This is a genomic window from Enterobacter sp. ku-bf2 (genome assembly GCF_001742765.1).
Lineage (GTDB): Bacteria > Pseudomonadota > Gammaproteobacteria > Enterobacterales > Enterobacteriaceae > Enterobacter > Enterobacter quasiroggenkampii.
Genome location: NZ_MDVW01000021.1, coordinates 83,206 through 109,514 on the forward strand (window position 1 = coordinate 83,206; position 26,309 = coordinate 109,514).

The following is a 26,309-nucleotide window of genomic DNA, read 5'->3' on the forward strand; positions in this document are numbered from 1 at the left end:
AATGGCTACGATTCATGTAGACGGCAAAGAATACGAAGTCAACGGGGCGGACAACCTGCTGGAAGCTTGTCTGTCTCTTGGCCTCGATATTCCGTACTTTTGCTGGCATCCGGCGCTGGGCAGCGTCGGTGCTTGCCGCCAGTGTGCGGTGAAGCAATATCAAAACGCGGAAGACACGCGTGGTCGCCTGGTGATGTCCTGTATGACGCCAGCCACCGAAGGCACCTTTATTTCGATTGATGACGAAGAAGCCAAACAGTTCCGCGAAAGCGTGGTGGAGTGGTTAATGACCAACCACCCGCACGACTGTCCGGTTTGTGAAGAGGGCGGTAACTGCCACCTTCAGGATATGACCGTGATGACCGGTCACAGCTTCCGTCGCTATCGCTTTACCAAGCGTACCCACCGTAACCAGGATCTGGGGCCGTTCATCTCTCACGAAATGAACCGCTGCATCGCCTGCTATCGCTGCGTGCGTTACTACAAAGACTATGCAGACGGTCAGGATCTGGGCGTGTATGGCGCGCATGACAACGTCTACTTCGGTCGTCCGGAAGACGGCGTGCTGGAGAGCGAATTCTCCGGTAACCTGGTAGAAATCTGCCCGACCGGCGTCTTCACGGATAAAACTCACTCCGAGCGTTACAACCGTAAATGGGACATGCAGTTTGCGCCAAGCATCTGCCAGCAGTGTTCCCTCGGCTGTAACACCAGCCCGGGTGAGCGCTACGGCGAACTGCGTCGTATCGAAAACCGCTACAACGGTACCGTTAACCACTACTTCCTGTGCGACCGCGGTCGTTTCGGCTATGGCTATGTGAACCTGAAAGACCGTCCGCGTCAGCCGGTTCAGCGCCGTGGCGACGATTTCATTACCCTGAACGCAGAACAGGCGATGCAGGGCGCGGCAGATATTCTGCGCCAGTCGAAGAAAGTGATCGGTATCGGTTCCCCGCGTGCCAGCATCGAAAGCAACTTCGCGCTGCGCGAGCTGGTCGGGGCGGAAAACTTCTATACCGGCATCGCCCAGGGCGAGCAGGAACGTCTGCAGCTGGTACTGAAAGTGCTGCGTGAAGGCGGTATCCATACCCCTGCGCTGCGCGAAATCGAATCCTATGATGCGGTCCTGGTGCTGGGTGAAGACCTGACCCAGACAGGCGCCCGCGCAGCTCTGGCGGTTCGTCAGGCGGTGAAGGGTAAAGCACGTGAAATGGCAGCGGCGCAAAAAGTGGCTGACTGGCAGATTGCGGCGATCCTGAACATCGGTCAGCGCGCGAAGCATCCTCTGTTTGTGACCAACGTCGACAATACCCGTCTGGACGATATCGCGGCGTGGACCTACTGCGCACCGGTTGAAGATCAGGCGCGTCTTGGTTTTGCCATTGCCCACGCGCTGGACAACAACTCACCGGCCGTTGAGCTGGATCGCGACCTGCAAAACAAGGTTGACGTGATTGTTCAGGCCCTGGCCGGTGCGAAGAAACCGCTGATTATTTCCGGTACCAACGCCGGTAGCGCAGAGATCATTCAGGCCGCAGCCAACGTGGCCAAAGCCCTGAAAGGCCGCGGTGCTGACGTCGGTGTGACCATGATTGCCCGTGCGGTGAACAGCATTGGTCTGGGCATGATTGGCGGCGGCTCGCTGGAAGCTGCGTTAAGCGAACTGGAATCCGGTGCCGCTGACGCCGTGGTGGTGCTGGAAAACGACCTGCATCGCCATGCTTCTGCCGCTCGCGTTGACGCCGCGCTCTCCAAAGCGCCGCTGGTGATGGTGATTGACCATCAGCGCACCGCGATTATGGACAAAGCGCACCTGGTGCTCTCTGCGGCAAGCTTCGCAGAAAGCGACGGTACCGTTATCAACAACGAAGGCCGCGCGCAGCGTTTCTTCCAGGTTTATGACCCGTCTTACTACGACAGCAACACCGTGATGCTGGAAAGCTGGCGCTGGCTGCACTCCCTGCACAGCACCGTGCAGAGCCGTGAAGTGGACTGGACGCAGCTCGACCACGTTATCGACGCGGTGGTGGAAAAACTGCCTCAGCTGGCAGGCATTAAAGATGCCGCGCCTGAAGCGAGCTTCCGCATTCGCGGCCAGAAACTGGCGCGTGAACCGCACCGTTACAGCGGCCGTACTGCAATGCGCGCCAATATCAGCGTGCACGAACCGCGCCAGCCGCAGGATAAAGACACCATGTTCGCCTTCTCCATGGAAGGGAACAACCAGCCGTCTGCGCCGCGTTCGCAAATCCCGTTCGCATGGGCACCGGGCTGGAACTCCCCGCAGGCATGGAACAAGTTCCAGGCTGAAGTGGGCGGTTCCCTGCGCCACGGCGATCCGGGCGTGCGTCTGATTGAAGCTTCCGAAACCGGTCTGGACTTCTTCACCACCGTACCGGCGAGCTTCCAGGCGCAGGACGGTAGCTGGCGTATTGCGCCGTACTACCACCTGTTCGGTAGCGACGAGCTGTCCCAGCGTTCACCGGTCTTCCAGACCCGTATGCCGCAGCCGTACATCAAGCTTAACCCGGCGGATGCCGCGAAGCTTGGCGTTAACGCGGGTGCGAACATCGCCTTTAGCTATGACGGTCAGACCATCAGCCTGCCGCTGATTATTTCTGAAAGTCTGACAGCAGGGCAGGTCGGTCTGCCGATGGGTATGCCTGGCATCGCGCCGGTTCTGGCGGGTGCGCGTCTTGATAATCTGCAGGAGGCAAAAGCATGAGTTGGTTAACGCCGGATCTTATCGACATCCTGCTGAGCATTCTGAAAGCGATTGTTATCCTGCTGGTGGTGGTCACCTGCGGCGCGTTCATGAGCTTTGGTGAACGTCGTCTGCTCGGTCTGTTCCAGAACCGTTACGGACCGAACCGCGTGGGCTGGGGTGGTTCACTCCAGCTGGTCGCGGATATGATCAAGATGTTCTTTAAAGAGGACTGGATCCCGCGCTTCTCGGATCGCGTGATCTTTACTCTGGCACCGATGATCGCCTTCACCTCGCTGCTGCTGGCGTTTGCTATCGTGCCGGTCAGCCCGACCTGGGTGGTCGCTGACCTGAACATCGGCATTCTGTTCTTCCTGATGATGGCAGGCCTCGCGGTTTACGCGGTCCTGTTCGCAGGCTGGTCCAGTAACAACAAATACTCGCTGCTGGGTGCGATGCGTGCTTCCGCGCAGACCCTGAGCTACGAAGTGTTCCTGGGTCTCTCCCTGATGGGCGTGGTGGCGCAGGCCGGTTCATTCAACATGACCGACATCGTCAACAACCAGGCCGACATCTGGAACGTTATTCCGCAGTTCTTTGGGTTTATTACCTTTGCCATCGCGGGCGTGGCCGTGTGTCACCGTCACCCGTTTGACCAGCCAGAAGCCGAACAGGAACTGGCCGACGGTTACCACATCGAATATTCCGGTATGAAATTCGGTCTGTTCTTCGTGGGCGAGTACATCGGTATTGTCACCATTTCCGCGTTGATGGTAACGCTGTTCTTCGGTGGCTGGCATGGCCCGTTCTTACCGCCGTTCATCTGGTTCGCGCTGAAAACCGCGTTCTTCATGATGATGTTCATTTTGATTCGCGCAGCGTTACCGCGTCCGCGTTATGACCAGGTAATGTCCTTCGGCTGGAAAGTGTGCCTGCCGCTGACGCTCGTCAACTTGTTGGTAACGGCCGCTGTCATTCTCTGGCAGCAGCCATAAGGGGCAATAGACCATGACCTTAAAAGAATTACTGGTAGGCTTCGGTACCCAGGTACGCAGTATCTGGATGATCGGCCTGCATGCGTTTGCCAAACGCGAAACCCGGATGTACCCGGAAGAGCCGGTATATCTGCCGCCGCGCTACCGTGGCCGTATCGTGCTGACGCGCGACCCGGACGGTTCCGAGCGCTGCGTTGCCTGTAACCTGTGTGCGGTAGCGTGCCCGGTCGGCTGTATCTCTCTGCAGAAAGCCGAGACGGTAGACGGCCGCTGGTACCCTGAGTTTTTCCGCATCAACTTCTCACGCTGCATCTTCTGCGGTCTGTGTGAAGAAGCGTGCCCAACCACGGCGATTCAGCTGACTCCAGACTTCGAGCTGGGTGAGTACAAGCGTCAGGACCTGGTGTACGAGAAAGAGGATCTGCTGATTTCCGGTCCGGGCAAATACCCGGAATATAACTTCTACCGGATGGCGGGTATGGCAATCGACGGCAAAGATAAGGGCGAAGCAGAGAACGAAGCTAAGCCTATCGACGTCAAGAGCCTGTTACCGTAAGGAGAGGGCAATGGAATTCGCTTTTTATATCTGTGGCCTTATCGCCATCCTGGCTACGCTGCGAGTGATCACGCACACCAATCCGGTGCATGCGCTGCTGTACTTAATCATCTCGCTGCTGGCCATTTCCGGGGTGTTCTTCGCACTGGGCGCGCACTTCGCCGGTGCGCTGGAAATCATCGTCTACGCCGGGGCCATCATGGTGCTGTTCGTGTTCGTGGTGATGATGCTGAACCTGGGCGGCTCTGAAATTGAGCAGGAACGTCAGTGGTTAAAACCGCAGGTGTGGATCGGCCCGGCAATTTTGTCGGCCATCATGCTGGTGGTGATCGTTTACGCCATTCTGGGTGTTAACGATCAGGGCATCGACGGTACGCCGATTGGCGCGAAAGAGGTGGGTATCACGCTCTTTGGCCCATACGTTCTGGCAGTGGAACTGGCCTCAATGCTGCTGCTGGCAGGTCTGGTTGTGGCTTTCCACGTTGGCCGCGAAGAGCGTGCTGGCGAGGTGCTGAGCAACCGCACTGACGACCGCGCGAAAAGAAAAACGGAGGAGCGCGCATGATCCCCTTAACACATGGACTGATCCTCGCTGCGATTTTATTCGTTCTGGGTCTGACCGGTCTGGTTATCCGCCGCAATCTTCTGTTTATGCTGATCGGGCTGGAAATCATGATTAACGCCTCCGCGCTGGCCTTCGTGGTCGCCGGAAGCTACTGGGGCCAGACCGATGGTCAGGTGATGTACATTCTCGCCATCAGCCTCGCGGCTGCCGAAGCGAGTATTGGCCTGGCGCTGTTGCTGCAGCTCCATCGTCGCCGCCAGAATCTGAACATCGATTCAGTAAGTGAGTTGCGTGGATGAACATGCTTGCCTTAACCATTATTTTTCCGCTGATTGGCTTCGTGCTGCTGGCGTTTTCTCGCGGCCGCTGGTCTGAGAATCTGTCTGCAACCGTCGGCATGGGCTCTGTTGGCCTGGCCGCGCTGGTGACAGCGTATGCGGGTATCGACTTCTTTAACAACGGGCGTCAGCCTTTCAGCGTGCCGCTGTGGACCTGGATGTCAGTCGGTGATTTCAACATCGGTTTCAACCTGGTGCTGGATGGTCTCTCTCTGACCATGCTCTCCGTGGTCACCGGCGTCGGCTTCCTGATCCACATGTTCGCCTCCTGGTATATGCGCGGTGAAGAGGGTTACTCCCGCTTCTTCGCCTACACCAACCTGTTTATCGCCAGCATGGTGGTTCTGGTCCTGGCCGATAACCTGCTGCTGATGTATCTGGGCTGGGAAGGCGTGGGTCTGTGTTCTTACCTGCTGATCGGTTTCTACTATACCGATCCGAAGAATGGCGCAGCGGCCATGAAAGCGTTCGTCGTGACCCGCGTGGGTGATGTCTTCCTCGCTTTCGCGCTGTTCATTCTTTACAACGAACTGGGCACGCTGAACTTCCGCGAAATGGTGGAACTGGCGCCAGCGCACTTCGCCGCAGGCAACAACATGCTGTGGTGGGCAACGCTGATGCTGCTGGGTGGTGCCGTGGGTAAATCCGCACAGCTGCCGTTGCAGACATGGCTGGCAGACGCGATGGCGGGTCCAACCCCTGTCTCCGCGCTGATCCACGCTGCGACCATGGTCACCGCCGGTGTCTACCTGATTGCGCGTACCCATGGCCTGTTCCTGATGACCCCGGAAATTCTGCATCTGGTGGGTATCGTCGGTGCGGTCACGCTGGTGCTGGCAGGCTTTGCCGCGCTGGTGCAGACCGACATCAAGCGCGTTCTCGCGTACTCAACCATGAGCCAGATTGGTTACATGTTCCTCGCGCTGGGCGTTCAGGCGTGGGACGCGGCCATTTTCCACCTGATGACGCACGCGTTCTTTAAAGCGCTGCTGTTCCTCTCATCCGGTTCGGTGATTCTGGCCTGCCATCACGAGCAGAACATCTTCAAAATGGGCGGACTGCGTAAGTCTATCCCGCTGGTCTATGTCTGCTTCCTGGTGGGCGGCGCGGCGCTGGCGGCACTGCCGCTGATCACCGCGGGCTTCTTCAGTAAGGACGAAATCCTTGCGGGTGCCATGGCGAATGGTCATATCAATCTGATGGTTGCGGGTCTGGTCGGTGCGTTCATGACCTCCCTGTATACCTTCCGTATGATTTTCATCGTATTCCACGGTAAAGAACAAATTCACGCTCACGCAGGGAAGGGGATTACCCATCACCTGCCGCTGATTGTGCTGCTGGTACTGTCCACCTTCGTTGGCGCGATGATTGTGCCTCCGCTGCAGGGCGTGCTGCCAGACACCACCGAGCTTGAGCACGGTCGCGTTCTGACGCTTGAAATCACCTCCGGTGTGGTCGCTATCGCGGGCATCCTGATTGCCGCATGGCTGTGGCTGGGCAAACGTACGCTGGTCACTGCCGTGGCCAACAGTGCGCCGGGCCGCCTGCTGGGCACCTGGTGGTACAACGCGTGGGGCTTCGACTGGCTGTACGACATGATCTTCGTTAAGCCGTTCCTGGGCATCGCGTGGCTGCTGAAGCGCGACCCGCTGAACAGCCTGATGAATATCCCGGCGATCCTTTCCCGCTTTGCAGGCAAAGGCCTGCTGTACAGCGAGAACGGTTACCTGCGCTGGTATGTGGCGTCCATGAGCATCGGTGCGGTTGTCGTGCTGGCGCTGCTGATGGTGTTGCGTTGATCGTTAAGTGAATTTTATTCGAATTCGTTGAAAATCAGGCCCCTTCTGGGGGCCTTAAAAAGGAATGTAAATCGCCATGTTACTACCCTGGCTAATATTAATTCCCTTCATCGGCGGCTTCCTGTGCTGGCAGACTGAACGCTTTGGCGTGAAGATGCCGCGCTGGATCGCGCTGATCACCATGGGATTGACGCTCGCGCTTGGCCTGCAACTGTGGTTGCAGGGCGGTTACTCACTGACCCAGTCTGCGGGCATTCCGCAGTGGCAGTCTGAGTTCATCCTGCCGTGGATCCCACGTTTCGGCATTACGATCCACCTGGCGATTGACGGTCTCTCACTGCTGATGGTGGTGTTGACCGGTCTGCTCGGCGTTCTGGCGGTACTCTGCTCCTGGCGTGAAATCGAAAAATACCAGGGCTTCTTCCACCTGAACCTGATGTGGATCCTGGGCGGCGTAATCGGCGTGTTCCTTGCCATCGACATGTTCCTGTTCTTCTTCTTCTGGGAGATGATGCTGGTGCCGATGTACTTCCTGATCGCGCTGTGGGGCCACAAGGCGTCCGACGGTAAAACGCGTATCACGGCGGCAACCAAGTTCTTCATCTATACCCAGGCGAGTGGTCTCGTGATGTTGATTGCCATTCTGGCGCTGGTGTTTGTTCACCACAACGCGACCGGCACCTGGACCTTCAACTACGAAGACCTGCTGAAGACCCCAATGTCTCACGGCGTGGAATATCTGCTGATGCTGGGCTTCTTCATCGCCTTCGCGGTGAAAATGCCGGTGGTTCCGCTGCACGGCTGGCTGCCAGACGCGCACTCTCAGGCGCCAACGGCGGGTTCCGTTGACCTGGCGGGCATCTTGCTGAAAACGGCGGCCTACGGTCTGCTGCGTTTCGCTCTGCCGCTGTTCCCGAACGCCTCCGCAGAATTCGCACCGATTGCCATGTGGCTGGGTGTGATCGGTATCTTCTACGGTGCCTGGATGGCCTTCACCCAGTACGACATCAAGCGTCTGATTGCCTACACCTCCGTTTCCCACATGGGCTTCGTGCTGATTGCTATCTACACCGGCAGCCAGCTGGCGTACCAGGGTGCGGTGATCCAGATGATTGCGCACGGTCTGTCCGCAGCCGGTCTCTTCATCCTGTGCGGTCAGCTGTACGAACGTCTGCACACCCGCGACATGCGTATGATGGGCGGCCTGTGGAGCAAAATTAAGTGGCTGCCAGCGCTCTCCATGTTCTTCGCGGTGGCGACTCTGGGGATGCCGGGCACCGGTAACTTCGTCGGCGAATTTATGATTCTGTTCGGCAGCTTCAAAGTGGTACCGCTGATTACCGTGATCTCCACCTTTGGTCTGGTGTTCGCTTCCGTCTACTCGCTGGCGATGCTGCACCGCGCTTACTTCGGTAAAGCGAAGAGCGAAATTGCTGCACAAGAACTGCCGGGGATGTCGCTGCGTGAGCTGTTCATCATCCTGCTGCTGGTCGTACTGCTGGTGCTGCTGGGCTTCTTCCCGCAGCCGATTCTGGATACCTCGCACAGCGCGATGGGCAATATCCAGCAGTGGTTTGTTAATTCTGTTTCTACTACAAGGCCGTAATTCGCCATGACAATAACTCCACAACAACTGATCGCGCTGCTACCGCTGCTGATCGTCGGATTGACGGTGGTGGTTGTGATGCTCTCCATTGCGTGGCGACGCAATCACTTCCTGAATGCCACGCTGTCGGTCATCGGCCTGAACGCCGCGTTAGTCTCTCTCTGGTTTGTTGGCCAGGGTGGGGCGATGGACGTCACCCCGCTGATGCGCGTTGACGGTTACGCCATGCTGTATACCGGTCTGGTGCTGCTGGCGAGCCTGGCAACCTGTACCTTTGCGTACCCGTGGCTCGAAGGCTTCAACGACAACAAAGAAGAGTTTTACCTGCTGGTTCTGATTGCCGCGCTCGGCGGCATTCTGCTGGCGAATGCGAACCACCTGGCCGCGCTGTTCCTCGGCATTGAGCTGATCTCTCTGCCGCTGTTCGGTCTGATTGGTTACGCCTTCCGCCAGAAGCGCTCCCTGGAAGCAAGCATCAAGTACACCATCCTGTCTGCGGCGGCGTCCTCGTTCCTGCTGTTTGGTATTGCGCTGGTATACGCACAGTCCGGTAACCTCTCCTTTATGGCGCTCGGCAAGAGCCTCGGTGACGGCATGCTGCATGAGCCGCTGCTGCTGGCGGGTCTGGGCATGATGATTGTTGGCCTCGGCTTCAAACTCTCTCTGGTGCCGTTCCACCTGTGGACGCCAGACGTTTACCAGGGCGCGCCAGCGCCGGTGTCGACCTTCCTGGCGACGGCGAGCAAAATCGCCATCTTCGGGGTGGTTATGCGTCTGTTCCTGTACGCACCGGTGGGTGACAGTGAAGCGGTTCGCGTGGTGCTGGGCATTATCGCGTTCGTCTCCATCATCTTCGGTAACCTGATGGCGCTGAGCCAGACCAACATCAAACGTCTGCTGGGCTACTCGTCTATCTCTCATCTGGGCTACCTGATGGTGGCGCTGATTGCGCTGCAGAGCGGTGAGATGTCGATGGAAGCCGTGGGCGTCTATCTGGCCGGTTACCTGTTCAGCAGCCTCGGCGCCTTCGGCGTGGTGAGCCTTATGTCCAGCCCGTACCGTGGTCCGGATGCCGATTCACTGTTCTCCTACCGTGGTCTGTTCTGGCACCGTCCGATCCTGTCTGCGGTGATGACGGTGATGATGCTCTCTCTGGCGGGTATCCCGATGACGCTCGGCTTTATCGGTAAGTTCTACGTGCTGGCCGTCGGTGTGCAGGCGCACCTGTGGTGGCTGACTGCGGGCGTGGTGATCGGCTCCGCGATTGGTCTCTACTACTACCTGCGCGTGGCCGTGAGCCTGTACCTGAGCGCGCCTCAGCAGCTCAACCGTGATGCCCCAACCAACTGGCAGTACAGCGCTGGCGGTATTGTGGTTCTCATCTCCGCGCTGCTGGTGCTGATCTTCGGTATCTATCCGCAGCCGCTGATTGATATCGTGCAGCGAGCGATGCCATTAATGTAAAAACAAAAAACCCGCCTCGGCGGGTTTTTTATTGCCCAGCGGCGCTACGCTTGCAGGGCCTACGGGTTTTGTAGGTCGGGTAAGCGAAGCGCCACCCGACTAAGCCAGCTGTTTGCGGCTAATCAACGGCCCGTCAATCTTCTTCATCGAGCGGTCCAGCACTTCCTCAATCACTGACGACAGCTCGTTCAGCTCAAACTTCGCGACGTAGCCATCCGCTTTCACCTTACGAATATGGTCTTCGTTGGCGTTGCCGGAAAGGGAAGAGTGGATCACGACCGGAATATCTTTCAATACCGGATCGGTTTTGATTTTGCGCGTCAGCGTAAAACCGTCCATCTCCGGCATTTCGAGGTCGGTCAGCACCAGCGCGATCTTATCGGTGATGGGAACACCCTCAGCCTGCGCCTGTGCGGCCAGAACCCCAATTTTCTCCCACGCCTCTTTGCCGGTGATATGCAGCTGCGCCGGGATCTCCATCGCCTGCAGACCTTTCTCCAGCATTGAGCGCGCCACTTTGGAGTCTTCCGCGACGATGGCGACCGCACCCGGCTTGATATGGAATTTGGTGGTTTTCAGATTGGTGGCGTGCAGATCGTGGTTGGCCGGGGTGATGTCGTACAGGATCTGCTCAACGTCCAGCACCATCGCCAGATCGTTGGTATCGCTCTTCTCGTCAAGACACGCAATGCTGGTGATGTAGCGACCGCTGACGGCAGTTTCCGCCGCGTGCACCTGCTTCCAGTCCAGGCGCATGATGTTCTCAACCGACTCCACGGCAAACGCCTGCACGCTGCGCGCGTATTCGGTGATCAGCAGGATATTCAGCCCGGTGGTAGGCTTACAGCCCGCCACGGCGGCCAGGTCGATCACCGGGATCACCTGATCGCGAATATTCACCATTCCCATCAGCGGTGATTTCATCCCGGCGGGTTTCGTGAACTCCGGCATCGGCACAATTTCACGCAGCTTAAAGACGTTAATGCCAAACAGCTCAGATTTATTTTCGTTAAGAGAGGTGCCAAGACGGAACAGCAACAGTTCAAAACGGTTCGACAGGGTCAGATTCGCCCTGTCATCAATATCTTTCTGGAAATTATCCATTCTACCCTCGAGAGAAATGCTGACCTTTTAATCGTTATCGGCATCCTGAGGGAAAAATGAAGGACTAAACGCTGACCTGAGCGAAATCTTCGGCCAGCTCACATTCCGGGAACAGCGCGCGACACTCTGCCAGCAGCTTTTCACAGCCCCGCGCGTCGTAGCGCGAGCTGACGTGGGTGACGATGAGCCTCCCGACGCCCGCGTCACGGGCAAGCTGCGCCGCCTGTCGCGTGGAGCTATGACCCCGGCCGTTGGCTTTCTCTTCCATCGCCGTTTCAAGGGTCGCTTCATGTACCATCACGTCTACGCCCTGGGCCAGTGTGAGCGCCGCCCGGCACGGGGCCGTGTCGCCAAAAATTGCCAGCTTCTTGCCGGGCTGCGGTGCGGCGAGATAATCCTGACCGTTGATGACGCGCCCGTCCTCCAGCGTGACGGTCTCACCGTGCTTCAGGCGCTGGAACAGCGGTCCGGGTTTTACGCCATCGGCCTTCAGCGCGGCGGCGTCCAGCGCGCCGGGTTTGTCATGCGCGTCAATGCGATAGCCATAGCACTCGACAGGGTGATTGAGCGGCTGAGCGCTCACCTTATAATCGCCGTCATCGAAAATCAGGCCTTCGCTAATCTCAACGACCTCCAGCGGATAATCCGTCCACGACCCGCTCAGGCGCAGTGTGGTTTCAACAAATTCACGAATACCCGCAGGCCCGTAAATCGTCAGCGGGTTGGCGTTACCGGCCATCGAGCGGCTGCACAGCAGGCCGGGAAGGCCAAACAGATGGTCGCCATGCAGATGGGTGATAAAAATTTTATCCAGCTTGCCGGGGTGATAAGCGGTGTGTAACAGCTGATGCTGCGTCCCTTCACCACAGTCAAACAGCCACAGCCCGCCGCGGGTGGGGTGTTTAAGATCCAGCAGTATCGCCGTCACATTTCGTGAGCGGGTTGGCACGCCCGCGGACGTACCCAGAAAAATCAGTTCCATAACGCAATCAGCCCTTTGCCGAACGGGGAGGGGTTTAGTATAACGTGATGAACCCCAGGAAGGAGACTGACATGATCCAGTGGCAAGATTTACACCATAGTGACCTCACCGTTCATTCACTTTACGCCGTGCTGAAACTGCGCTGCGAAGTGTTCGTGGTTGAACAGACCTGCCCGTATCAGGACATCGACGGCGACGATCTCGTCGGCGAGAACCGCCATATCCTCGGCTGGCGGAATAACGAGCTGGTGGCGTATGCGAGGATTCTGAAAAGCGAAGACGATTTTGAGCCTGTCGTCATTGGCCGCGTCATCATCAGCGGCAAAGCGCGCGGTGAAAAACTGGGCTATCAGCTGATGGAGAAAACGCTGGAGGCATGCCAGAAACAGTGGCCGAACAAGGCGTTATACCTGGGCGCGCAGGCGCACCTGCAGTCCTTCTACGGCCACTTTGGTTTCGTGCCGGTCACCGAGGTGTACGATGAAGACGGCATTCCCCACATCGGCATGGCGCGGGAAGCGAAGCAGGCGTAATGACGAGTCGTTGGCTATAGTTAGCGGACTGGTGTACTAACATGGAGAAAAATATGTCATTTCAATCCTGGGATACCCGTATCGACGACGACCTGGCCTTACTGAGCGAAACGCTGGAAGAGGTGTTACGTTCCTCGGGCGACCCTGCCGATCAGAAATATATTGAGCTAAAAGCCCGCGCCGAGCAGGCGCTGCATGAAGTGAAAAACCGCGTCAGCCATGCGTCTGATACCTACTACTACCGCGCCAAAAAAGCGGTGTACCGTGCCGATGATTACGTGCATGAAAAACCGTGGCAGGGTATTGGAGTCGGTGCTGCCGTTGGGCTGGTACTGGGGCTGCTCTTAGCCCGTCGTTAGGCCGCTTAACCACTCCCTATACGTGGGTACTGCTATTTATTGCCAGTACCCCGTATAATACGAGGTTTTAACAGGGAGAGGTTCGCGTGAATTCGATTTTCCTCGCGCTGGAGCAATTGCGTACCCAGCTTTCGCAAGCGTTACCCGCAACACCCGGCATACGTCATTTCGACGTCTCTTTCCCGTTAAACGACGCTTTCGACCCTCTCGCCTGGCTTGGGGCGCAGCAGTGCTATCCGCAGTTTTACTGGCAGCAGCGTAACGGCGATGAAGAGCTGGCTGCGCTGGGGGCGGTGATCCCCTTTTCCTCTCTGGCGTTAGCCACGCAGTTTTTGCGTGAGCAAAACGCGGCAGGTGATACCCGTATCTGTGGCCTGAACGCCTTTACTCCGGAGCAGGGCAGCCTCTTTTTACCGCGACTGCTCTGGCGACGCACCGCCGGCACCGCTACGCTGCGTCTGCAGCTGTGGAGTGATTATTCACTTCAGGAAGATGCCCTCGCCGCGCGGGATTTTTTAGAGCAACTCCGTCCTGCGAGATCTATCCGTCCGCTGTCCGTTAAGGTTGAGCACGAAACCCATCAGCCGCAACAGGCCGAATGGCTGACGCTTATCCGCAGAGCGACGGAGACCATCGCGCGCGGTGATTTTGAAAAGGTGGTTCTCGCCCGGGCAACCGATATCCGGTTTACACAGCGGGTTAACCCTGTCGCGCTGATGGCGGCCAGCCGCGCCCTGAATTTACATTGCTACCATTTCTGCATGATTTTCGACGCCAGCAACGCGTTTCTTGGCTCGACCCCCGAGCGTCTCTGGCGGCGGCGCGGCACGCTGCTGCGCACCGAAGCGCTGGCGGGCACCGTCGCCAGCCATGCCGATGATGGCCAGGCGCAGCGTCTCGGCGAATGGCTGCTGAACGACGATAAAAACCAGCGCGAAAATATGCTGGTCGTGGAAGATATTTGCCAGCGTCTTCAGCACTACACGCAGACGCTTGAGGTACTGCCCCCCCAGGTGGTGCGCCTGCGTAAAGTGCAGCATTTGCGCCGCTGTATCTGGACCGAACTCAAACAGGCCGACGACGAGCAGTGCCTGCATATGCTACAACCGACGGCGGCCGTTGCCGGTTTGCCGCGACAGCCTGCGCGCGAATTTATTCAGAAGGTTGAGCCCTTTAACCGCGAGTGGTACGCCGGTTCTGCCGGGTATTTATCGCCTGACCAGAGTGAATTTTGCGTGGCGTTGCGCTCCGCCCGCGTCCAGGATGACTCCCTGCGGCTCTACGCCGGGGCCGGCATTGTCAGCGGGTCTGACCCGGAACAGGAGTGGCAGGAGATCGAAAACAAAGCGGCCGGATTGCGCTCTCTGCTCCTTAGGGATTAATACTGATTCGCGCAATCCCGATTCATATCAAAATTCCAATTTTTTCTATTATTTATACTGTGTCGCATTCTTGATACCGGACAATCTCATGTCAGTAAGTTCTTTTAACCGACGCTGGGCGGCGGTGATCCTTGAAGCCCTGACGCGCCACGGCGTCAGGCACGTGTGTATTGCACCGGGTTCTCGCTCAACGCCGCTGACGCTGGCGGCCGCCGAAAACCGGGCGTTGATTCACCACACCCACTTTGATGAGCGTGGCCTCGGGCATCTCGCGCTGGGGCTGGCGAAGGTCAGCAAAGAACCTGTGGCGGTGATTGTCACTTCCGGTACTGCCGTGGCGAACCTCTATCCGGCTCTGATTGAAGCCGGGTTAACCGGTGAAAAGCTGATTCTGCTGACGGCCGATCGTCCCCCTGAGCTTATCGACTGCGGCGCCAATCAGGCCATCCGTCAGCCGGGACTCTTTTCTTCGCATCCTTCGCAGACGATTTCGCTGCCCCGTCCCACCCAGGATATTCCGGCAAGCTGGCTGGTCTCCACTGTCGATCATGCCATGGAGACGCTGCGCAGCGGGGCGCTGCATATTAACTGCCCGTTTGCCGAGCCCCTGTACGGCGAGCTGGACGATACGGGTCTTGACTGGCAGCAGACCCTCGGCGACTGGTGGCAGAGTGAGAAACCGTGGCTGCGCGAGCAGACGCACCTTGAGAGCGCGAAACAGCGCGACTGGTTCTTCTGGCGGCAGAAGCGCGGCGTGGTTATCGCCGGGCGCATGAGCGCCGCCGAAGGCAAGCTGGTCGCCGAGTGGGCGCAAACCCTGGGCTGGCCGCTGATAGGCGATGTGCTTTCCCAGACCGGGCAGCCGCTGCCGTGCGCGGATCTCTGGCTGGGTAATGCCAAAGCGGTCACCGAGCTGTCGCAGGCGCAGATTGTGGTCCAGCTTGGATCGAGTTTAACCGGCAAACGGTTACTGCAGTGGCAGGCCACCTGCACACCGGACGAATACTGGCTGGTGGACGCGCTGGAAGGGCGTCTTGACCCGGCGCACCATCGCGGTCGTCGTCTGGTCAGCCGTATCGACGCCTGGCTGGCGCTCCATCCGGCTGAAAAACGCAAACCCTGGGCGGTTACCCTCCCGGACCTGTCGCGTCAGGCGTGGGAACTGACCCATGCGCGCTGTGAAGCGTTCAGCGAGGCCGGGCTGGCGCACCGTATTCGCCAGTACCTGCCCGAGCAGGGGCAGCTGTTTGTCGGCAACAGCCTGGTCGTGCGGCTGATAGACGCCTTTTCACAGCTGCCAGCAGGTTACCCGGTGTACAGCAACCGTGGCGCCAGCGGCATCGACGGGCTGATCTCCACGGCAGCAGGCGTGCAGCGCGCCAGCGCGAAATCGACGCTGGCCATCGTGGGGGATCTCTCCGCGCTCTACGATCTCAACGCGCTGGCGCTGCTGCGTCAGGTGTCAGCCCCGTTCGTGCTGATTGTGGTCAACAACAACGGCGGGCAGATTTTCTCCCTGCTGCCTACGCCGCAGAGCGAGCGCGAGCGCTTCTATCTGATGCCGCAGAACGTGCAGTTCGAACACGCCGCGGCAATGTTCAGCCTGAAATATCATCGCCCGGAAAGCTGGGAACAGCTGGGTGCCGCGCTCGGTACAGCCTGGAAACAGCCCGGCGCGACGCTGATTGAGCTGGTGGTGAACGAGGCTGACGGTGCGCAGACCCTGCAAAGCCTGCTGGCGCAGGTGAGCCAGCTGTGATCCTCTCGGGCGTGCAGCAGGCCGGAAAACCAGGCTATCCCTGGCTGGTCTTTTTGCACGGTTTTTCCGGCGATTGCCGCGAGTGGCAGGGTGTTGGGGAGCGACTTCGTGACTACCCCCGGCTGTATCTGGATCTGCCGGGTCACGGTGGATCCCGGCACTTGGGCGTCGAGGGCTTCGACGAGATGAGCGCGTTGCTCACCCGAACTCTGATTAGTTACAACATACTGAAATTCTGGCTCGTCGGGTACTCTCTCGGCGGCCGCATTGCGATGTTCCATGCCTGCCAGCAGCCAAAGGGGCTGTTGGGCCTGACGGTAGAAGGGGGACATCCGGGCCTACAGGATGCCGATGCGCGACAGGCGCGGCTGGCATCCGACCGCCGCTGGGCAGCACGTTTTCGCAGCGAACCGCTGGATAAGGTGTTCGCTGACTGGTACCAACAGCCCGTGTTTGCCTCCCTGACGGACGCCCAGCGCGACGCGCTGATTACCCTGCGCAGCCAGAACCACGGCGCGACGCTGGCGATGATGCTCGAGGCGACATCGCTGGCCGTGCAGCCCGACCTGCGTGCTGCCCTGAGCGCGCGCCATTTCTCTTTTGATTATCTCTATGGCGAACGTGATGAGAAGTTTGCGGCCCTTGCCGCGGAGCTGAACGCCGTCTGCCATGCAATTCCCAACGCCGGACACAACGCCCACCGGGAAAACCCCGATGCGGTTGCGGCAAGTCTGGCTCAGATACTGCGTCTTCGAATAAAGGACACTCTATGATCTACCCTGATGAACACATGCTTTACGCTCCGGTTGAATGGCAGGACTGCTCCGAAGGCTACACCGACATTCGTTACCACAAATCCACCGACGGCATTGCCAAAATCACCATCAACCGCCCGCAGGTGCGTAACGCCTTCCGTCCGCTGACCGTGAAAGAGATGATTCAGGCCCTGGCGGATGCGCGCTACGACGACAACATCGGCGTGATTGTCCTGACCGGCGAAGGCGAGAAAGCGTTCTGCTCCGGTGGCGATCAGAAAGTGCGCGGTGACTACGGCGGATACCAGGACGACGCGGGTACGCATCACCTGAACGTCCTCGATTTCCAGCGTCAGATCCGCACCTGTCCAAAACCGGTGGTGGCGATGGTGGCGGGCTACTCTATCGGCGGTGGCCACGTGCTGCACATGATGTGCGACCTGACCATTGCCGCCGAGAACGCCATCTTTGGCCAGACGGGCCCGAAAGTGGGATCTTTCGATGGCGGCTGGGGGGCCTCCTACATGGCGCGCATCGTCGGTCAGAAAAAAGCCCGCGAAATCTGGTTCCTGTGCCGTCAGTACAACGCGCAGGAAGCGCTGGATATGGGCCTGGTGAACACCGTGGTGCCGCTTGCCGAGCTCGAAAAAGAGACCGTGCGCTGGTGCCGTGAAATGCTGCAAAACAGCCCGATGGCGCTGCGTTGCCTGAAAGCGGCACTCAACGCCGACTGTGATGGTCAGGCGGGTCTGCAGGAGCTGGCGGGTAACGCCACCATGCTGTTCTACATGACCGAAGAGGGTCAGGAAGGGCGCAACGCGTTTAACGAAAAACGCCAGCCAGACTTCAGCAAATACAAACGGAATCCGTAATGCGTCGCGCGCAGGTTTACCGCTGGCAGATACCGATGGACGCGGGCGTGGTGCTGCGTGAACGGCGGTTAAAAACCCGTGACGGCTTCTTTGTGCATCTGCAGCAGGGCGAGCGGGAAGGCTGGGGCGAGATTTCGCCTCTGCCGGGCTTTAGTCTCGAGTCGCTGGATGACGCTCAGACGGCCTTGCTGGCGTGGGCGGACGCGTGGCGCGAGGGTGCGGATCCGGCGCTGCCGGAGGTGCCTTCCGCGGCTTTTGGTATCAGCTGCGCGCTGGCGGAGCTGGACGGCAGCCTGCCGGAAGCGGGGAATTACCGCGCGGCGCCGCTCTGCACGGGCGATCCGGACGAGCTGTTCGCACTGCTCTCCGCCATGCCGGGCGAGAAAGTCGCGAAAATCAAAGTTGGGCTCTACGAGGCGGTGCGTGACGGCATGGTCGCCAACCTGCTGCTGGAGGCGATCCCCGATCTGCATCTGCGTCTGGACGCCAACCGCGCCTGGACGCCGCTCAAGGCGCAGCAGTTTGCGAAGTACGTCAACCCGGCCTACCGGAGCCGCATTGCCTTCCTGGAAGAGCCGTGCAAAACCCGCGATGATTCGCGCGCGTTTGCCCGCGAAACGGGGATTGCCATCGCCTGGGATGAAAGCCTGCGCGAGGCCGATTTTGAATTCGCTGCCGAGCCCGGCGTCAGCGCGGTGGTGATTAAACCGACGCTGACCGGCAGCCTGGCGAAAGTGCGCGAGCAGGTCGCGGCGGCGCATGCCTTAGGGCTGACGGCGGTGATCAGCTCGTCGATTGAGTCCAGCCTTGGGCTAACCCAGCTGGCGCGCGTGGCCGCCTGGCTAACGCCGGATACGGTTCCTGGCCTCGACACGCTGAACCTGATGCAGGCTCAGCTTCTCCGCCCTTGGCCGGACAGCGCGCTGCCGTGCCTCGACGTCGCGGCGCTGGAGCCGTTGCGATGAGTTTTACCGACTGGCCGTGGCGACACTGGTGCGCGCTGTTTGCCGATAAACCGGCCCTGAGGCTGAACGACGAGGTGCTCAGCTGGCAACAGCTGTGCGCGCGCATCGACAGCCTTGCGGCGGGCTTTCACCGGCAGGGCGTGGAAGAGGGCTGCGGCGTGCTGCTGCAGGCCCATAATCATCCGCAAACCCTGCTGGCGTGGCTGGCGCTGCTCCAGTGCGGGGCGCGTATTCTTCCCGTTAATCCGCAACTGCCGCGCCCGCTGCTGGACGTGCTGCTCCCGCAGATGACGCTGCGCTTTGCGCTGGTGCTGGACGGCAGCTACGACGCTCTTCCTGCCCTGCGCATGCACGAGACCGCCGATGCGTATTGCGCTGCGTGGCAACCGGCGCGGCTGGCCTCCATGACGCTGACCTCCGGCTCCACCGGGCTGCCGAAAGCGGCGGTCCATACCTGCGAGGCCCACCTTGCCAGCGCGCGCGGCGTTTTGGCGTTGATGCCCTACGGTGAAGACGACGACTGGCTGCTTTCGCTGCCGCTGTTTCACGTTTCCGGCCAGGGGATCTTATGGCGCTGGCTGCAGGCCGGCGCGCGGTTAACCGTACGCGAGAAACAGCCTCTGGAGCAGGCGCTGTGCGGCTGCACCCACGCCTCGCTGGTGCCAACCCAGCTCTGGCGTCTGCTGAATGCCCACCAGCCTGTCGCACTGAAAGCGGTGCTGCTTGGCGGGGCGGCCATCCCTGTTGAATTGACCGAACAGGCGCGAGAGCAGGATATACGCACCTTCTGCGGCTACGGTCTGACCGAGTTTGCCTCTACCGTCTGTGCGAAAGAGGCGGACGGCGAGCCGGACGTGGGCTGTGCGCTGCCGGGCAGAGAGGTGCAGGTCGTTAACGGTGAAGTCTGGATCAGGGCGCAAAGCATTGCCTCAGGCTACTGGCGGGATGGCGAACTGATTCCGCTGACCAACGCGCAGGGATGGTTCGCCACACGCGATCGCGGCGAATGGCATGACGGCCGTCTGACGATCCTTGGCCGCATGGACAACCTCTTTTTTAGCGGTGGAGAAGGGATCCAGCCGGAATCGCTGGAGCGCGTTATCGCCACGCACCCGCAGGTTAACCAGGTGTTTATCGTTCCGCTGGACGACGCTGAATTCGGGCAACGTCCGGTGGCGGTCGTGGAGTGCGAGCCGGGAACGAATATCGCCTGCTTACCCGACTGGGTCAGGGACAAGGTGGCGCGTTTTGAGCAACCCGTCCGCTGGCTGCTGCTGCCGACCGAACTCAAAAATGGCGGCATTAAAGTTTCGCGCCGCGCGCTGCAGGAGTGGGTCAACGCAACGCTGAAGGGATAATAGCCGTTTCAAATAGTTACAATCTACTGACCGGCCGCACGCAGAGTGCTTGATCCCCGGAAGACCCAGGTTAAAATCTCGCGGTTTTGGGACTTCTCTATAAAAATTGTGCGGGATCACGACAATGAAAAAAGTGGCATTACTGGGCTTCGGCCTGATGGTTGTATCTGCGGCGGCGAACGCCATTAGCATTAACGGCTCGGCGGGTCAGGATTATACCCACCTGGGCTTTGGCATGGGTACCGAGACATCCGGTCTGGCGATGACCGGCGGCTGGACGCATAACGATGACGACGGCGACGCTGCCAGCCTCGGCCTGGGTCTCAACGTTCCTCTTGGCCCGTTCCTGGCGACCGTCGGCGGTAAAGGTATCTACACCAACCCAAACGACGGTGATGAAGGGTATGCGGCGGCAGTGGGCGGCGGTCTGCAGTGGAAAATTGGCGACAGCTTTGGGCTGTTTGGTGAGTACTACTACTCTCCAGATTCCCTCTCAAGCGGTATCGACAGCTATGAAGAGGCCAACGCTGGCGCACGCTGGACCATCATGCGTCCAATCACCATCGAAGCAGGCTATCGCTATCTGAACCTGGCCGGCAAAGACGGTAACCGCGATAACGCGCTGGCCGACGGCCCGTACGTGGGCGTCAGCGCAGGCTTCTAATCTCTCCGGCGCGGCATGCTGTCGCGCCAGTTTCTCTCTGCTCCACCCCGCGTTTGCGCTATAGTGTTTTGACCAAATAAGCGGGAGAACACAATGATTAACGTGGAGATGTTATCCACCGGCGACGAAGTGCTGCATGGACAAATTATTGATACCAATGCTGCCTGGCTGGCCGATCTTTTCTTTGAGCAAGGATTACCGTTAACGCGCCGCAATACGGTGGGCGACAATCTTGAGTCACTGGTCGCTGTTCTGCGCGAGCGCAGTGAACAGTGCGACGTGCTGATTGTGAACGGCGGGCTCGGTCCCACCAGTGACGATCTCAGCGCCCTGGCCGCCGCGACCGCAAAAGGCGAAGGACTGGTGCTGCATGAGGCGTGGCTCTCGCAGATGGAGCGTTTTTTCTCCGAACGTGGCCGCGTCATGGCCCCCAGCAACCGCAAACAGGCTGAAATTCCCGCCAGTGCTGAACTGGTCGATAACCCGGTCGGTACCGCGTGTGGGTTTGCCATGCAGCTGAACCGCTGTCTGATGTTCTTCACGCCGGGCGTGCCCTCAGAATTTAAAGTGATGGTCGAGCAGCAGATCCTGCCGCGCCTTCGCGATCGTTTTACCCTGCCGGAACCGCCGCTGTGCCTGCGTCTGACCACCTTTGGTCGCTCGGAAAGCGATCTGGCCCAGAGCCTCGATCACCTTCCGCTGCCGCCGGGCGTGTCCATGGGCTATCGCTCCTCCATGCCGATCATTGAACTTAAGCTGACAGGCCCGGCCGAACAGAAAGAGGCGATGCTGGCGTTGTGGCCCGAGGTGCAGCGCGTGGCGGGCGAAAGCCTGATCTTTGAAGGTACGGAAGGGTTGCCCGCGCAGATTGCGAAGCAGCTGCAGGCGCGTCAACTGAGCGTGACCTTAAGCGAGCAGTTCACCGGTGGCCTGCTGGCACTTCAGCTGTCGCGCGTCAACGCGCCGCTGCTGGCGAGCGAAGTGGTGCCGTTCCAGCAGGAGACCCTGGCGCAGACCGCCCGCTGGGCGTCCGAGAGAAGGGTGAAGCATTTTGCCGGTCTGGCGCTGTTTGTCGGCGGGCTGGATGAAGAACATCTCAACTTCGCGCTGGCGACGCCCGAGGGCACCCACGCCCTGCGGGTAAAAATGAGCATTACCCGCCACAGCCTGGCGGTGCGTCAGGAGGTGTGCGCCATGATGGCGCTGAACATGCTGCGCCGCTGGCTGAATGGCAAAGAGGTGACCAGCGAGCACGGCTGGATTAACGTGGTTGAGTCGCTGTTCGTGGAGTAACGCCTGTGCCGGGGCCTTTCGCCCCGGCCATGTTCACCCGAGCGCCTTTGCCAGCAGCGTAATCGGATGCTCGCAGCGCTTGCTGGTGGACATCTCAATCTGCCACTTGCAGGTTTCGCAGTCCGTCACCACGATATCCGCGCCGCTCTCCTCAATTTGACGGAACAGCGGAGCGCCGATCGCCTGCGACGTTTCGTAGTTTTCACGCTTAAAGCCGTAGGTTCCCGCAATCCCGCAGCAGCGCGAGTCCAGCACCGTCAGCTCCAGCCCCGGGATTAACCGCAGCAGCTCCAGCGTATAGAGCGACCAGCCCATCTTCTCCATATGACACGGCGTGTGATACACCACTTTCAGCGGCAATTTCCCCAGCGGCAACGTCTGCCCGCTGTCCAGCTTACGCCACAGGAAGCGCGTTGCCAGCTCGATGTGCTCTCGCAGGCCGGTGTTGTCCACGTCCAGCAGATGCGGATACTCATCGCGCAGGGTGAAGGTACAGGTGGACGAGGTCGCCAGCACCGGTATGCCTTTGTCGACGATGGCTTCATGCAGGAAGGTGACATTGCTTTGAGCCTGCCTGCGCGCTTTATCGGTAAACCCATTAGCAATCAGCGGTACGCCGCAGCACTTCTCCTTGCTAAGCAGCTGTACGCCGGTTCCCATGGCGTTCAGCACCTTCAGCAGATCTTTACCCAGCTGCGGATGGTTGTAATTCACATAGCAGCCGTGGAAAAAGGCCACCTGCTCGGCGTACTGCGCCTGCTTCGCCGCCACGGATTTATACCAGCGGCGGAAGGTGCCGTGAGAATATTTCGGCAGGCTGCGGTGATGGTCTATTTTCAGCGTGGCATCCAGCAGCTGGCGCACCGGTTTGAGAGCGGTCGCGGCATTCACCAGCGGGGCAAACGGCGTAGAGACGCTGCCCATCAGATCGGTGTGGCTCAGAATCGCGTCCCGCAGCGACGGCTTTTGCGTACTGTAGCGCGCCCGGGCGCGCTGGATAATATCGCCGATTTTCACATCCGACGGGCAGGCGACTTCGCAGCGTTTGCAGTTGATGCAGTATTTCAGGGCTTCATCGTACAGCTTGCCGTCCTTCAGGCGCAGGCGCTCGCCGTCCGGTCCGGCCTGTTTAGGCCCGGGATAGCGTGGGTTCACGCCGCTGACCGGGCAGACGGTGGTACACACCGTGCATTTGATGCAGCTTTCAAAACGGGTGTCGTTCATTGTTCAGCCTCCGTGCGCTGGCTAATCTGCTCTGCCACATACAGCGCCGTGACGGCGCAGACGCCGCCACCGCATCCCTGGGCGATGGGATCGTATCCGCCCAGCAGCGAACCGATAGCAAAAAGAGTTCTGACGGGCTTACCGGAAAGCTGCGGATGCAGGTGGTTATCGACAATCACGCCGAACTGCTGCCAGGGCTGCGGCGAGAAGAAATCACTCTGATACCAGTCCGCGCGGGAGGCTCGCTGGCGAACATCCAGCCCCATAATGGCTTCCCGAATGCCTTCCCGGCTGCTCAGCAGCCCGTTGCTGAAGAAACTGCCGCTTGCCAGCACCGTATAGCGGGCGCGAAGCGGAATATCCTCGTGGTTTCGCGTCCAGATTTCGCTTACCGCGCCGTCCACCAGGGTAATTTTCTTCACCTCATCCCCCGCCATCCACACGCCGCCCTGGGCAACAAACTGGCGCTGGAGCTGGGTGTGCAGGCGGATACCGGGCACGGACGGGGGCAGCGTGGGCAGCAGGCCGAGCGAGCAGGGCAGACGATCCGAGAGCCAGCGCCAGAGCCGGTTGTCGCGTAAACCGAAGCAGGCGGGCATCAGCAGGGCGTCACAGTTGTTGCTAAGCGGCCTGAGGGCGTCATACAGCAACGGCCATTTCTCTTCGTTATCCAGAAAACGGGCGATATTCACCGCGCGAAACTCGCTCGGGTTATCGCGCAGGACATCAAGCTCAGGCAGCTCTATCTCTGCCGTTTCGGCGTTAACGCCCTGGCGACAGAGCGACGCCGCCGCGAGATGGGGCTGGAAATCCAGAAAGCCGCTAATCCCTACCACCCGCACGCGTTCCGCGCGAATGGGGGCAACGGGCACCTCCTCCGGGCTGAGCCACGCGGAACGCAGGGTGCCGAGCGGCGTGACGCGCTGGTGATTGAGCCGGGCGCTGCCCTGCAGACGTGCGCCGCAGTCTGCCAGCAGCGCTTCGGTCTCCAGCGCAAAGCGGTCAATATGCTGCGCGCCAATCAGGTGATACGGATGCTCGGGTGGCAGCTTATCGCGGTACGCTTCGTCCACCAGATCCAGCGAGCCCGACGAGAAGTGCAGGGCGCTCTGCCCCCGGGTGATAATCGCGCAGCGCAGCCCCTGCTTCGTGAGCTTAATGCCGCAGAGCAGGCCCGCCAGCCCGCCGCCGACAATCACGGTATCAAATTTCATCGCGTTGCTCCTTCTCAAGACCGCAAAGCCCCTGGTAGACCCAGCGGGTAAATTCACTTTCACGCAGGGCATCGCCCCAGGCGACAGGCTGAATACCTTTCCAGCGCTCGTTTAAAAACGCGCTGAGCTGATCGAGCGACTGGGTAGCGGTGGTGGTGTGAAAACGCTGCAACAGCCCGGCGGCGCGACAGGCGCACAGTTCGCCCTGGCAGGTGCCCATTCCGACGCGGGTGCGGCGGCGAAGATCGAGCAGGCTGGTGACCGTCAGGTTCTCCACCGCGTACTGCACCTCACCGGCGGTGACGGCTTCGCACTCGCACACGAGACTGCGGCTTACTCGTCCTTCACCGAGCCACGGTGGCGTTCTGTCGCCGTGGCGGTATACCGCGGACCCGCGCAGCGGCGCGGGCAGAGAGATGATTTTTTGCAGCGTTTTTTCGGTGGACTGGCGCGATCCCGGCAGCGGCTGCTCTGCCGTCACGCACGGCCTGGTATTCCCCAGCTTGCGGCAGACGGCATCGGTTGCCCACTCGGCCATCAGGCGATAGGTCATCAGCTTGCCGCCGGTGATGGTGATAAACCCGTCCATGCCGTCGCGCGCGGCGTGATCGAGCAGCACGATGCCCCGGCTGACGTTACGTCCGCTCGGATCGTTGTCGCTGGCGACCAGCGGACGCACGCCCGCGTAGGCGCGCAGAATGCGCGTCTGCGCCATCACCGGCGCCAGTTTTTCCCCTTCGCGCAGCAGGATATCCACCTCTTCAGCGGTGACGCGGTTGTAGTCAATTTCGCTGTAGTCCACGTGGGTTGAGGTCGTCCCGATTAACGAAATGGTATCTCCCGGCACGAGGATATCGGCGTCAGACGGTTTGCGGCAGCGGTTGATCACATGGTTATTAATGCGGTGGTCGAGGATCAGCAGCGAGCCTTTCGCCGGGAACATGCGCACCGACAGGTCAGCGTATTCCGCAATCCGCTGCCCCCAGATCCCCGCCGCGTTGACCACCACGGTGGCATACAGCTCGCTGTGCTCATTGTATTGCGTATTAAAAAGCCGCACGCCGCAGATGCGATGGCCTTCGCGGATAAGGCCGGTCACTTCGTGCCCGGTGAGGATATGTGCGCCATGCTCCCGGGCGTCCAGCATGTTGGCGGCGGTCAGGCGGAACGGATCGACGGTGCCGTCAGGGACTTTCACCGCGCCGATAAGCGCCGGGTTAACCGACGGTTCCAGCCGCCGCGCCAGCGCCGGATCCATCGCTTCAGCCTGAATGCCCGCGGCGCCGCAGGCGGTAATAAAGGTGTCCTGAAAGGCGAGGTCATCTTCGGGAAGGGTAATAAAGAGGCCGTCGGTCGGCTCAATGCAGTGTCGGGCGATACGCTTGAGGATCTGGTTTTCAGCAATACATTCGCGTGCGGATTCCGCGTCGGTGACCGCATACCGGGCGCCGCTGTGCAGCAGGCCGTGGTTACGCCCGGTTGCTCCCGTGGCGATATCATGGCGTTCCAGAAGCGTGACGCTTAAGCCGCGAAGGGCGCAATCGCGCGCGATCCCGGCGCCGGTTGCGCCACCACCAATGATTATCACATCACTATAACGAGGATCGTGACTGGTCATTGTTTACCCTCTATGTTCGTTTTTTATCATTTAGCCATATTAATTTTGTGGTTTGTTTGATTTCGAACATAAACGCGCGTAATTCGAAAGTGAAACGTGATTTCATGCGCTTTTTTGCGCATTCTGTCATATTTCTGTAACAATCTGTGCGTTGATTCACAGTAACAATCACCGTGATTTCTTAACATCCCCGCCTCTGG

General features: G+C 59.6%; 23 protein-coding genes. 18 read left to right on the top strand and 5 right to left on the bottom strand.

From position 1 onward, the window contains the following. Position 1 precedes the first annotated feature (1 nt). From nuoG to nuoN, 8 genes are all read left to right on the top strand, one after another. Entirely contained in the window at positions 2 to 2,725 is a 2,724-nt protein-coding gene (nuoG, locus tag BFG58_RS20125) for an NADH-quinone oxidoreductase subunit NuoG (protein WP_021241554.1), read from the top strand. Then, positions 2,722 to 3,699 carry an NADH-quinone oxidoreductase subunit NuoH gene (nuoH, locus tag BFG58_RS20130; RefSeq protein ID WP_008500211.1) on the top strand — a complete coding sequence of 326 codons (978 nt, stop codon included), beginning with the start codon at positions 2,722 to 2,724 and terminating at the stop codon, positions 3,697 to 3,699. Before nuoG ends, nuoH begins: the two co-directional genes overlap by 4 nt. Before the next feature lie 13 nt (positions 3,700 to 3,712). Beyond that, a complete protein-coding gene (nuoI, locus tag BFG58_RS20135; RefSeq protein ID WP_003861491.1) occupies positions 3,713 to 4,255 on the top strand; it encodes an NADH-quinone oxidoreductase subunit NuoI in 543 nt (180 codons plus the stop codon). A 10-nt stretch (positions 4,256 to 4,265) separates the two neighbouring features. Then, positions 4,266 to 4,820, top strand: coding sequence for an NADH-quinone oxidoreductase subunit J (gene nuoJ / locus BFG58_RS20140; RefSeq protein WP_008500212.1), 555 nt, complete (start codon positions 4,266 to 4,268; stop codon positions 4,818 to 4,820). Beyond that, positions 4,817 to 5,119, top strand: coding sequence for an NADH-quinone oxidoreductase subunit NuoK (gene nuoK, locus BFG58_RS20145; RefSeq protein WP_003861496.1), 303 nt, complete (start codon positions 4,817 to 4,819; stop codon positions 5,117 to 5,119). Before nuoJ ends, nuoK begins: the two co-directional genes overlap by 4 nt. After that, the gene (gene nuoL / locus BFG58_RS20150; protein WP_023325763.1) at positions 5,116 to 6,957 is read left to right on the top strand and encodes an NADH-quinone oxidoreductase subunit L; all 1,842 of its coding nucleotides are present in this window, start codon (positions 5,116 to 5,118) and stop codon (positions 6,955 to 6,957) included. Before nuoK ends, nuoL begins: the two co-directional genes overlap by 4 nt. A gap of 76 nt (positions 6,958 to 7,033) precedes the next feature. Next, a complete protein-coding gene (nuoM, locus tag BFG58_RS20155) occupies positions 7,034 to 8,563 on the top strand; it encodes an NADH-quinone oxidoreductase subunit M (protein ID WP_069720444.1) in 1,530 nt (509 codons plus the stop codon). A 6-nt stretch (positions 8,564 to 8,569) separates the two neighbouring features. Continuing rightward, positions 8,570 to 10,027, top strand: a complete 1,458-nt coding sequence (gene nuoN / locus BFG58_RS20160) for an NADH-quinone oxidoreductase subunit NuoN (protein WP_069720445.1) — start codon at positions 8,570 to 8,572, stop codon at positions 10,025 to 10,027. 99 nt (positions 10,028 to 10,126) lie between these two features. Here the strand turns inward: nuoN and BFG58_RS20165 are convergent, their stop codons facing one another. After that, positions 10,127 to 11,131: a chemotaxis protein gene (locus BFG58_RS20165; RefSeq protein WP_032652809.1), complete on the bottom strand. Its 1,005-nt coding sequence runs from the start codon at positions 11,129 to 11,131 to the stop codon at positions 10,127 to 10,129. A 64-nt stretch (positions 11,132 to 11,195) separates the two neighbouring features. Next, positions 11,196 to 12,113 (bottom strand): ribonuclease BN, encoded by a 918-nt coding sequence (rbn, locus tag BFG58_RS20170; protein ID WP_069720446.1) that lies wholly within the window; start codon positions 12,111 to 12,113, stop codon positions 11,196 to 11,198. Between the two features lie 71 nt (positions 12,114 to 12,184). Here rbn and BFG58_RS20175 point away from each other — a divergent pair, with 71 nt between their 5' ends. The 10 genes from BFG58_RS20175 (at position 12,185) to BFG58_RS20220 (ending at position 22,053) form a co-directional block, all read left to right on the top strand. Further along, on the top strand, positions 12,185 to 12,646 hold the full coding sequence (locus BFG58_RS20175) for a GNAT family N-acetyltransferase (RefSeq protein ID WP_023344582.1): 462 nt from the start codon (positions 12,185 to 12,187) through the stop codon (positions 12,644 to 12,646). 53 nt (positions 12,647 to 12,699) lie between these two features. Then, the gene (gene elaB / locus BFG58_RS20180) at positions 12,700 to 13,005 is read left to right on the top strand and encodes a stress response protein ElaB (protein ID WP_008500219.1); all 306 of its coding nucleotides are present in this window, start codon (positions 12,700 to 12,702) and stop codon (positions 13,003 to 13,005) included. 86 nt (positions 13,006 to 13,091) lie between these two features. Next, positions 13,092 to 14,387 carry an isochorismate synthase MenF gene (gene menF, locus BFG58_RS20185; RefSeq protein ID WP_069720447.1) on the top strand — a complete coding sequence of 432 codons (1,296 nt, stop codon included), beginning with the start codon at positions 13,092 to 13,094 and terminating at the stop codon, positions 14,385 to 14,387. Positions 14,388 to 14,475: 88 nt separating this feature from the next. After that, the gene (menD, locus tag BFG58_RS20190) at positions 14,476 to 16,146 is read left to right on the top strand and encodes a 2-succinyl-5-enolpyruvyl-6-hydroxy-3-cyclohexene-1-carboxylic-acid synthase (protein WP_048029683.1); all 1,671 of its coding nucleotides are present in this window, start codon (positions 14,476 to 14,478) and stop codon (positions 16,144 to 16,146) included. After that, positions 16,143 to 16,919, top strand: coding sequence for a 2-succinyl-6-hydroxy-2,4-cyclohexadiene-1-carboxylate synthase (gene menH, locus BFG58_RS20195; protein WP_069720448.1), 777 nt, complete (start codon positions 16,143 to 16,145; stop codon positions 16,917 to 16,919). The genes menD and menH overlap by 4 nt, the downstream gene beginning before the upstream one ends. Beyond that, positions 16,916 to 17,773 carry a 1,4-dihydroxy-2-naphthoyl-CoA synthase gene (gene menB, locus BFG58_RS20200; RefSeq protein ID WP_039023994.1) on the top strand — a complete coding sequence of 286 codons (858 nt, stop codon included), beginning with the start codon at positions 16,916 to 16,918 and terminating at the stop codon, positions 17,771 to 17,773. The genes menH and menB overlap by 4 nt, the downstream gene beginning before the upstream one ends. Continuing rightward, on the top strand, positions 17,773 to 18,738 hold the full coding sequence (gene menC / locus BFG58_RS20205; protein WP_069720449.1) for an o-succinylbenzoate synthase: 966 nt from the start codon (positions 17,773 to 17,775) through the stop codon (positions 18,736 to 18,738). The genes menB and menC overlap by 1 nt, the downstream gene beginning before the upstream one ends. Beyond that, positions 18,735 to 20,096: an o-succinylbenzoate--CoA ligase gene (gene menE, locus BFG58_RS20210; RefSeq protein ID WP_069720450.1), complete on the top strand. Its 1,362-nt coding sequence runs from the start codon at positions 18,735 to 18,737 to the stop codon at positions 20,094 to 20,096. Before menC ends, menE begins: the two co-directional genes overlap by 4 nt. A gap of 124 nt (positions 20,097 to 20,220) precedes the next feature. Then, positions 20,221 to 20,760 (top strand): YfaZ family outer membrane protein, encoded by a 540-nt coding sequence (locus BFG58_RS20215; protein WP_023616384.1) that lies wholly within the window; start codon positions 20,221 to 20,223, stop codon positions 20,758 to 20,760. Between the two features lie 93 nt (positions 20,761 to 20,853). Further along, positions 20,854 to 22,053 (top strand): nicotinamide mononucleotide deamidase-related protein YfaY, encoded by a 1,200-nt coding sequence (locus BFG58_RS20220; protein WP_069720451.1) that lies wholly within the window; start codon positions 20,854 to 20,856, stop codon positions 22,051 to 22,053. 33 nt (positions 22,054 to 22,086) lie between these two features. Here BFG58_RS20220 and glpC read toward each other — a convergent pair whose 3' ends face one another. Genes glpC through glpA form a run of 3 tightly spaced genes read right to left on the bottom strand, consistent with a single transcriptional unit; the run spans position 22,087 to position 26,109 of the window. Then, positions 22,087 to 23,277 carry an anaerobic glycerol-3-phosphate dehydrogenase subunit GlpC gene (glpC, locus tag BFG58_RS20225; protein ID WP_069720452.1) on the bottom strand — a complete coding sequence of 397 codons (1,191 nt, stop codon included), beginning with the start codon at positions 23,275 to 23,277 and terminating at the stop codon, positions 22,087 to 22,089. Next, positions 23,274 to 24,491 carry a glycerol-3-phosphate dehydrogenase subunit GlpB gene (gene glpB / locus BFG58_RS20230; protein ID WP_069720453.1) on the bottom strand — a complete coding sequence of 406 codons (1,218 nt, stop codon included), beginning with the start codon at positions 24,489 to 24,491 and terminating at the stop codon, positions 23,274 to 23,276. Before glpB ends, glpC begins: the two co-directional genes overlap by 4 nt. Then, positions 24,481 to 26,109 carry an anaerobic glycerol-3-phosphate dehydrogenase subunit A gene (gene glpA / locus BFG58_RS20235; RefSeq protein WP_069720454.1) on the bottom strand — a complete coding sequence of 543 codons (1,629 nt, stop codon included), beginning with the start codon at positions 26,107 to 26,109 and terminating at the stop codon, positions 24,481 to 24,483. The genes glpB and glpA overlap by 11 nt, the downstream gene beginning before the upstream one ends. Between the last annotated feature and the right edge of the window lie 200 nt (positions 26,110 to 26,309).

Bases quoted from the DNA above. Each gene is read 5' to 3' on its own strand.
- nuoG (WP_021241554.1), top strand. From the start codon at position 2: ATGGCTACGATTCATGTAGACGGCAAAGAATACGAAGTCAACGGGGCG.
- nuoH (WP_008500211.1), top strand. From the start codon at position 2,722: ATGAGTTGGTTAACGCCGGATCTTATCGACATCCTGCTGAGCATTCTG.
- nuoI (WP_003861491.1), top strand. From the start codon at position 3,713: ATGACCTTAAAAGAATTACTGGTAGGCTTCGGTACCCAGGTACGCAGT.
- nuoJ (WP_008500212.1), top strand. From the start codon at position 4,266: ATGGAATTCGCTTTTTATATCTGTGGCCTTATCGCCATCCTGGCTACG.
- nuoK (WP_003861496.1), top strand. From the start codon at position 4,817: ATGATCCCCTTAACACATGGACTGATCCTCGCTGCGATTTTATTCGTT.
- nuoL (WP_023325763.1), top strand. From the start codon at position 5,116: ATGAACATGCTTGCCTTAACCATTATTTTTCCGCTGATTGGCTTCGTG.
- nuoM (WP_069720444.1), top strand. From the start codon at position 7,034: ATGTTACTACCCTGGCTAATATTAATTCCCTTCATCGGCGGCTTCCTG.
- nuoN (WP_069720445.1), top strand. From the start codon at position 8,570: ATGACAATAACTCCACAACAACTGATCGCGCTGCTACCGCTGCTGATC.
- BFG58_RS20165 (WP_032652809.1), bottom strand. From the start codon at position 11,131: ATGGATAATTTCCAGAAAGATATTGATGACAGGGCGAATCTGACCCTG.
- rbn (WP_069720446.1), bottom strand. From the start codon at position 12,113: ATGGAACTGATTTTTCTGGGTACGTCCGCGGGCGTGCCAACCCGCTCA.
- BFG58_RS20175 (WP_023344582.1), top strand. From the start codon at position 12,185: ATGATCCAGTGGCAAGATTTACACCATAGTGACCTCACCGTTCATTCA.
- elaB (WP_008500219.1), top strand. From the start codon at position 12,700: ATGTCATTTCAATCCTGGGATACCCGTATCGACGACGACCTGGCCTTA.
- menD (WP_048029683.1), top strand. From the start codon at position 14,476: ATGTCAGTAAGTTCTTTTAACCGACGCTGGGCGGCGGTGATCCTTGAA.
- menB (WP_039023994.1), top strand. From the start codon at position 16,916: ATGATCTACCCTGATGAACACATGCTTTACGCTCCGGTTGAATGGCAG.
- menC (WP_069720449.1), top strand. From the start codon at position 17,773: ATGCGTCGCGCGCAGGTTTACCGCTGGCAGATACCGATGGACGCGGGC.
- menE (WP_069720450.1), top strand. From the start codon at position 18,735: ATGAGTTTTACCGACTGGCCGTGGCGACACTGGTGCGCGCTGTTTGCC.
- BFG58_RS20215 (WP_023616384.1), top strand. From the start codon at position 20,221: ATGAAAAAAGTGGCATTACTGGGCTTCGGCCTGATGGTTGTATCTGCG.
- BFG58_RS20220 (WP_069720451.1), top strand. From the start codon at position 20,854: ATGATTAACGTGGAGATGTTATCCACCGGCGACGAAGTGCTGCATGGA.
- glpC (WP_069720452.1), bottom strand. From the start codon at position 23,277: ATGAACGACACCCGTTTTGAAAGCTGCATCAAATGCACGGTGTGTACC.
- glpB (WP_069720453.1), bottom strand. From the start codon at position 24,491: ATGAAATTTGATACCGTGATTGTCGGCGGCGGGCTGGCGGGCCTGCTC.
- glpA (WP_069720454.1), bottom strand. From the start codon at position 26,109: ATGACCAGTCACGATCCTCGTTATAGTGATGTGATAATCATTGGTGGT.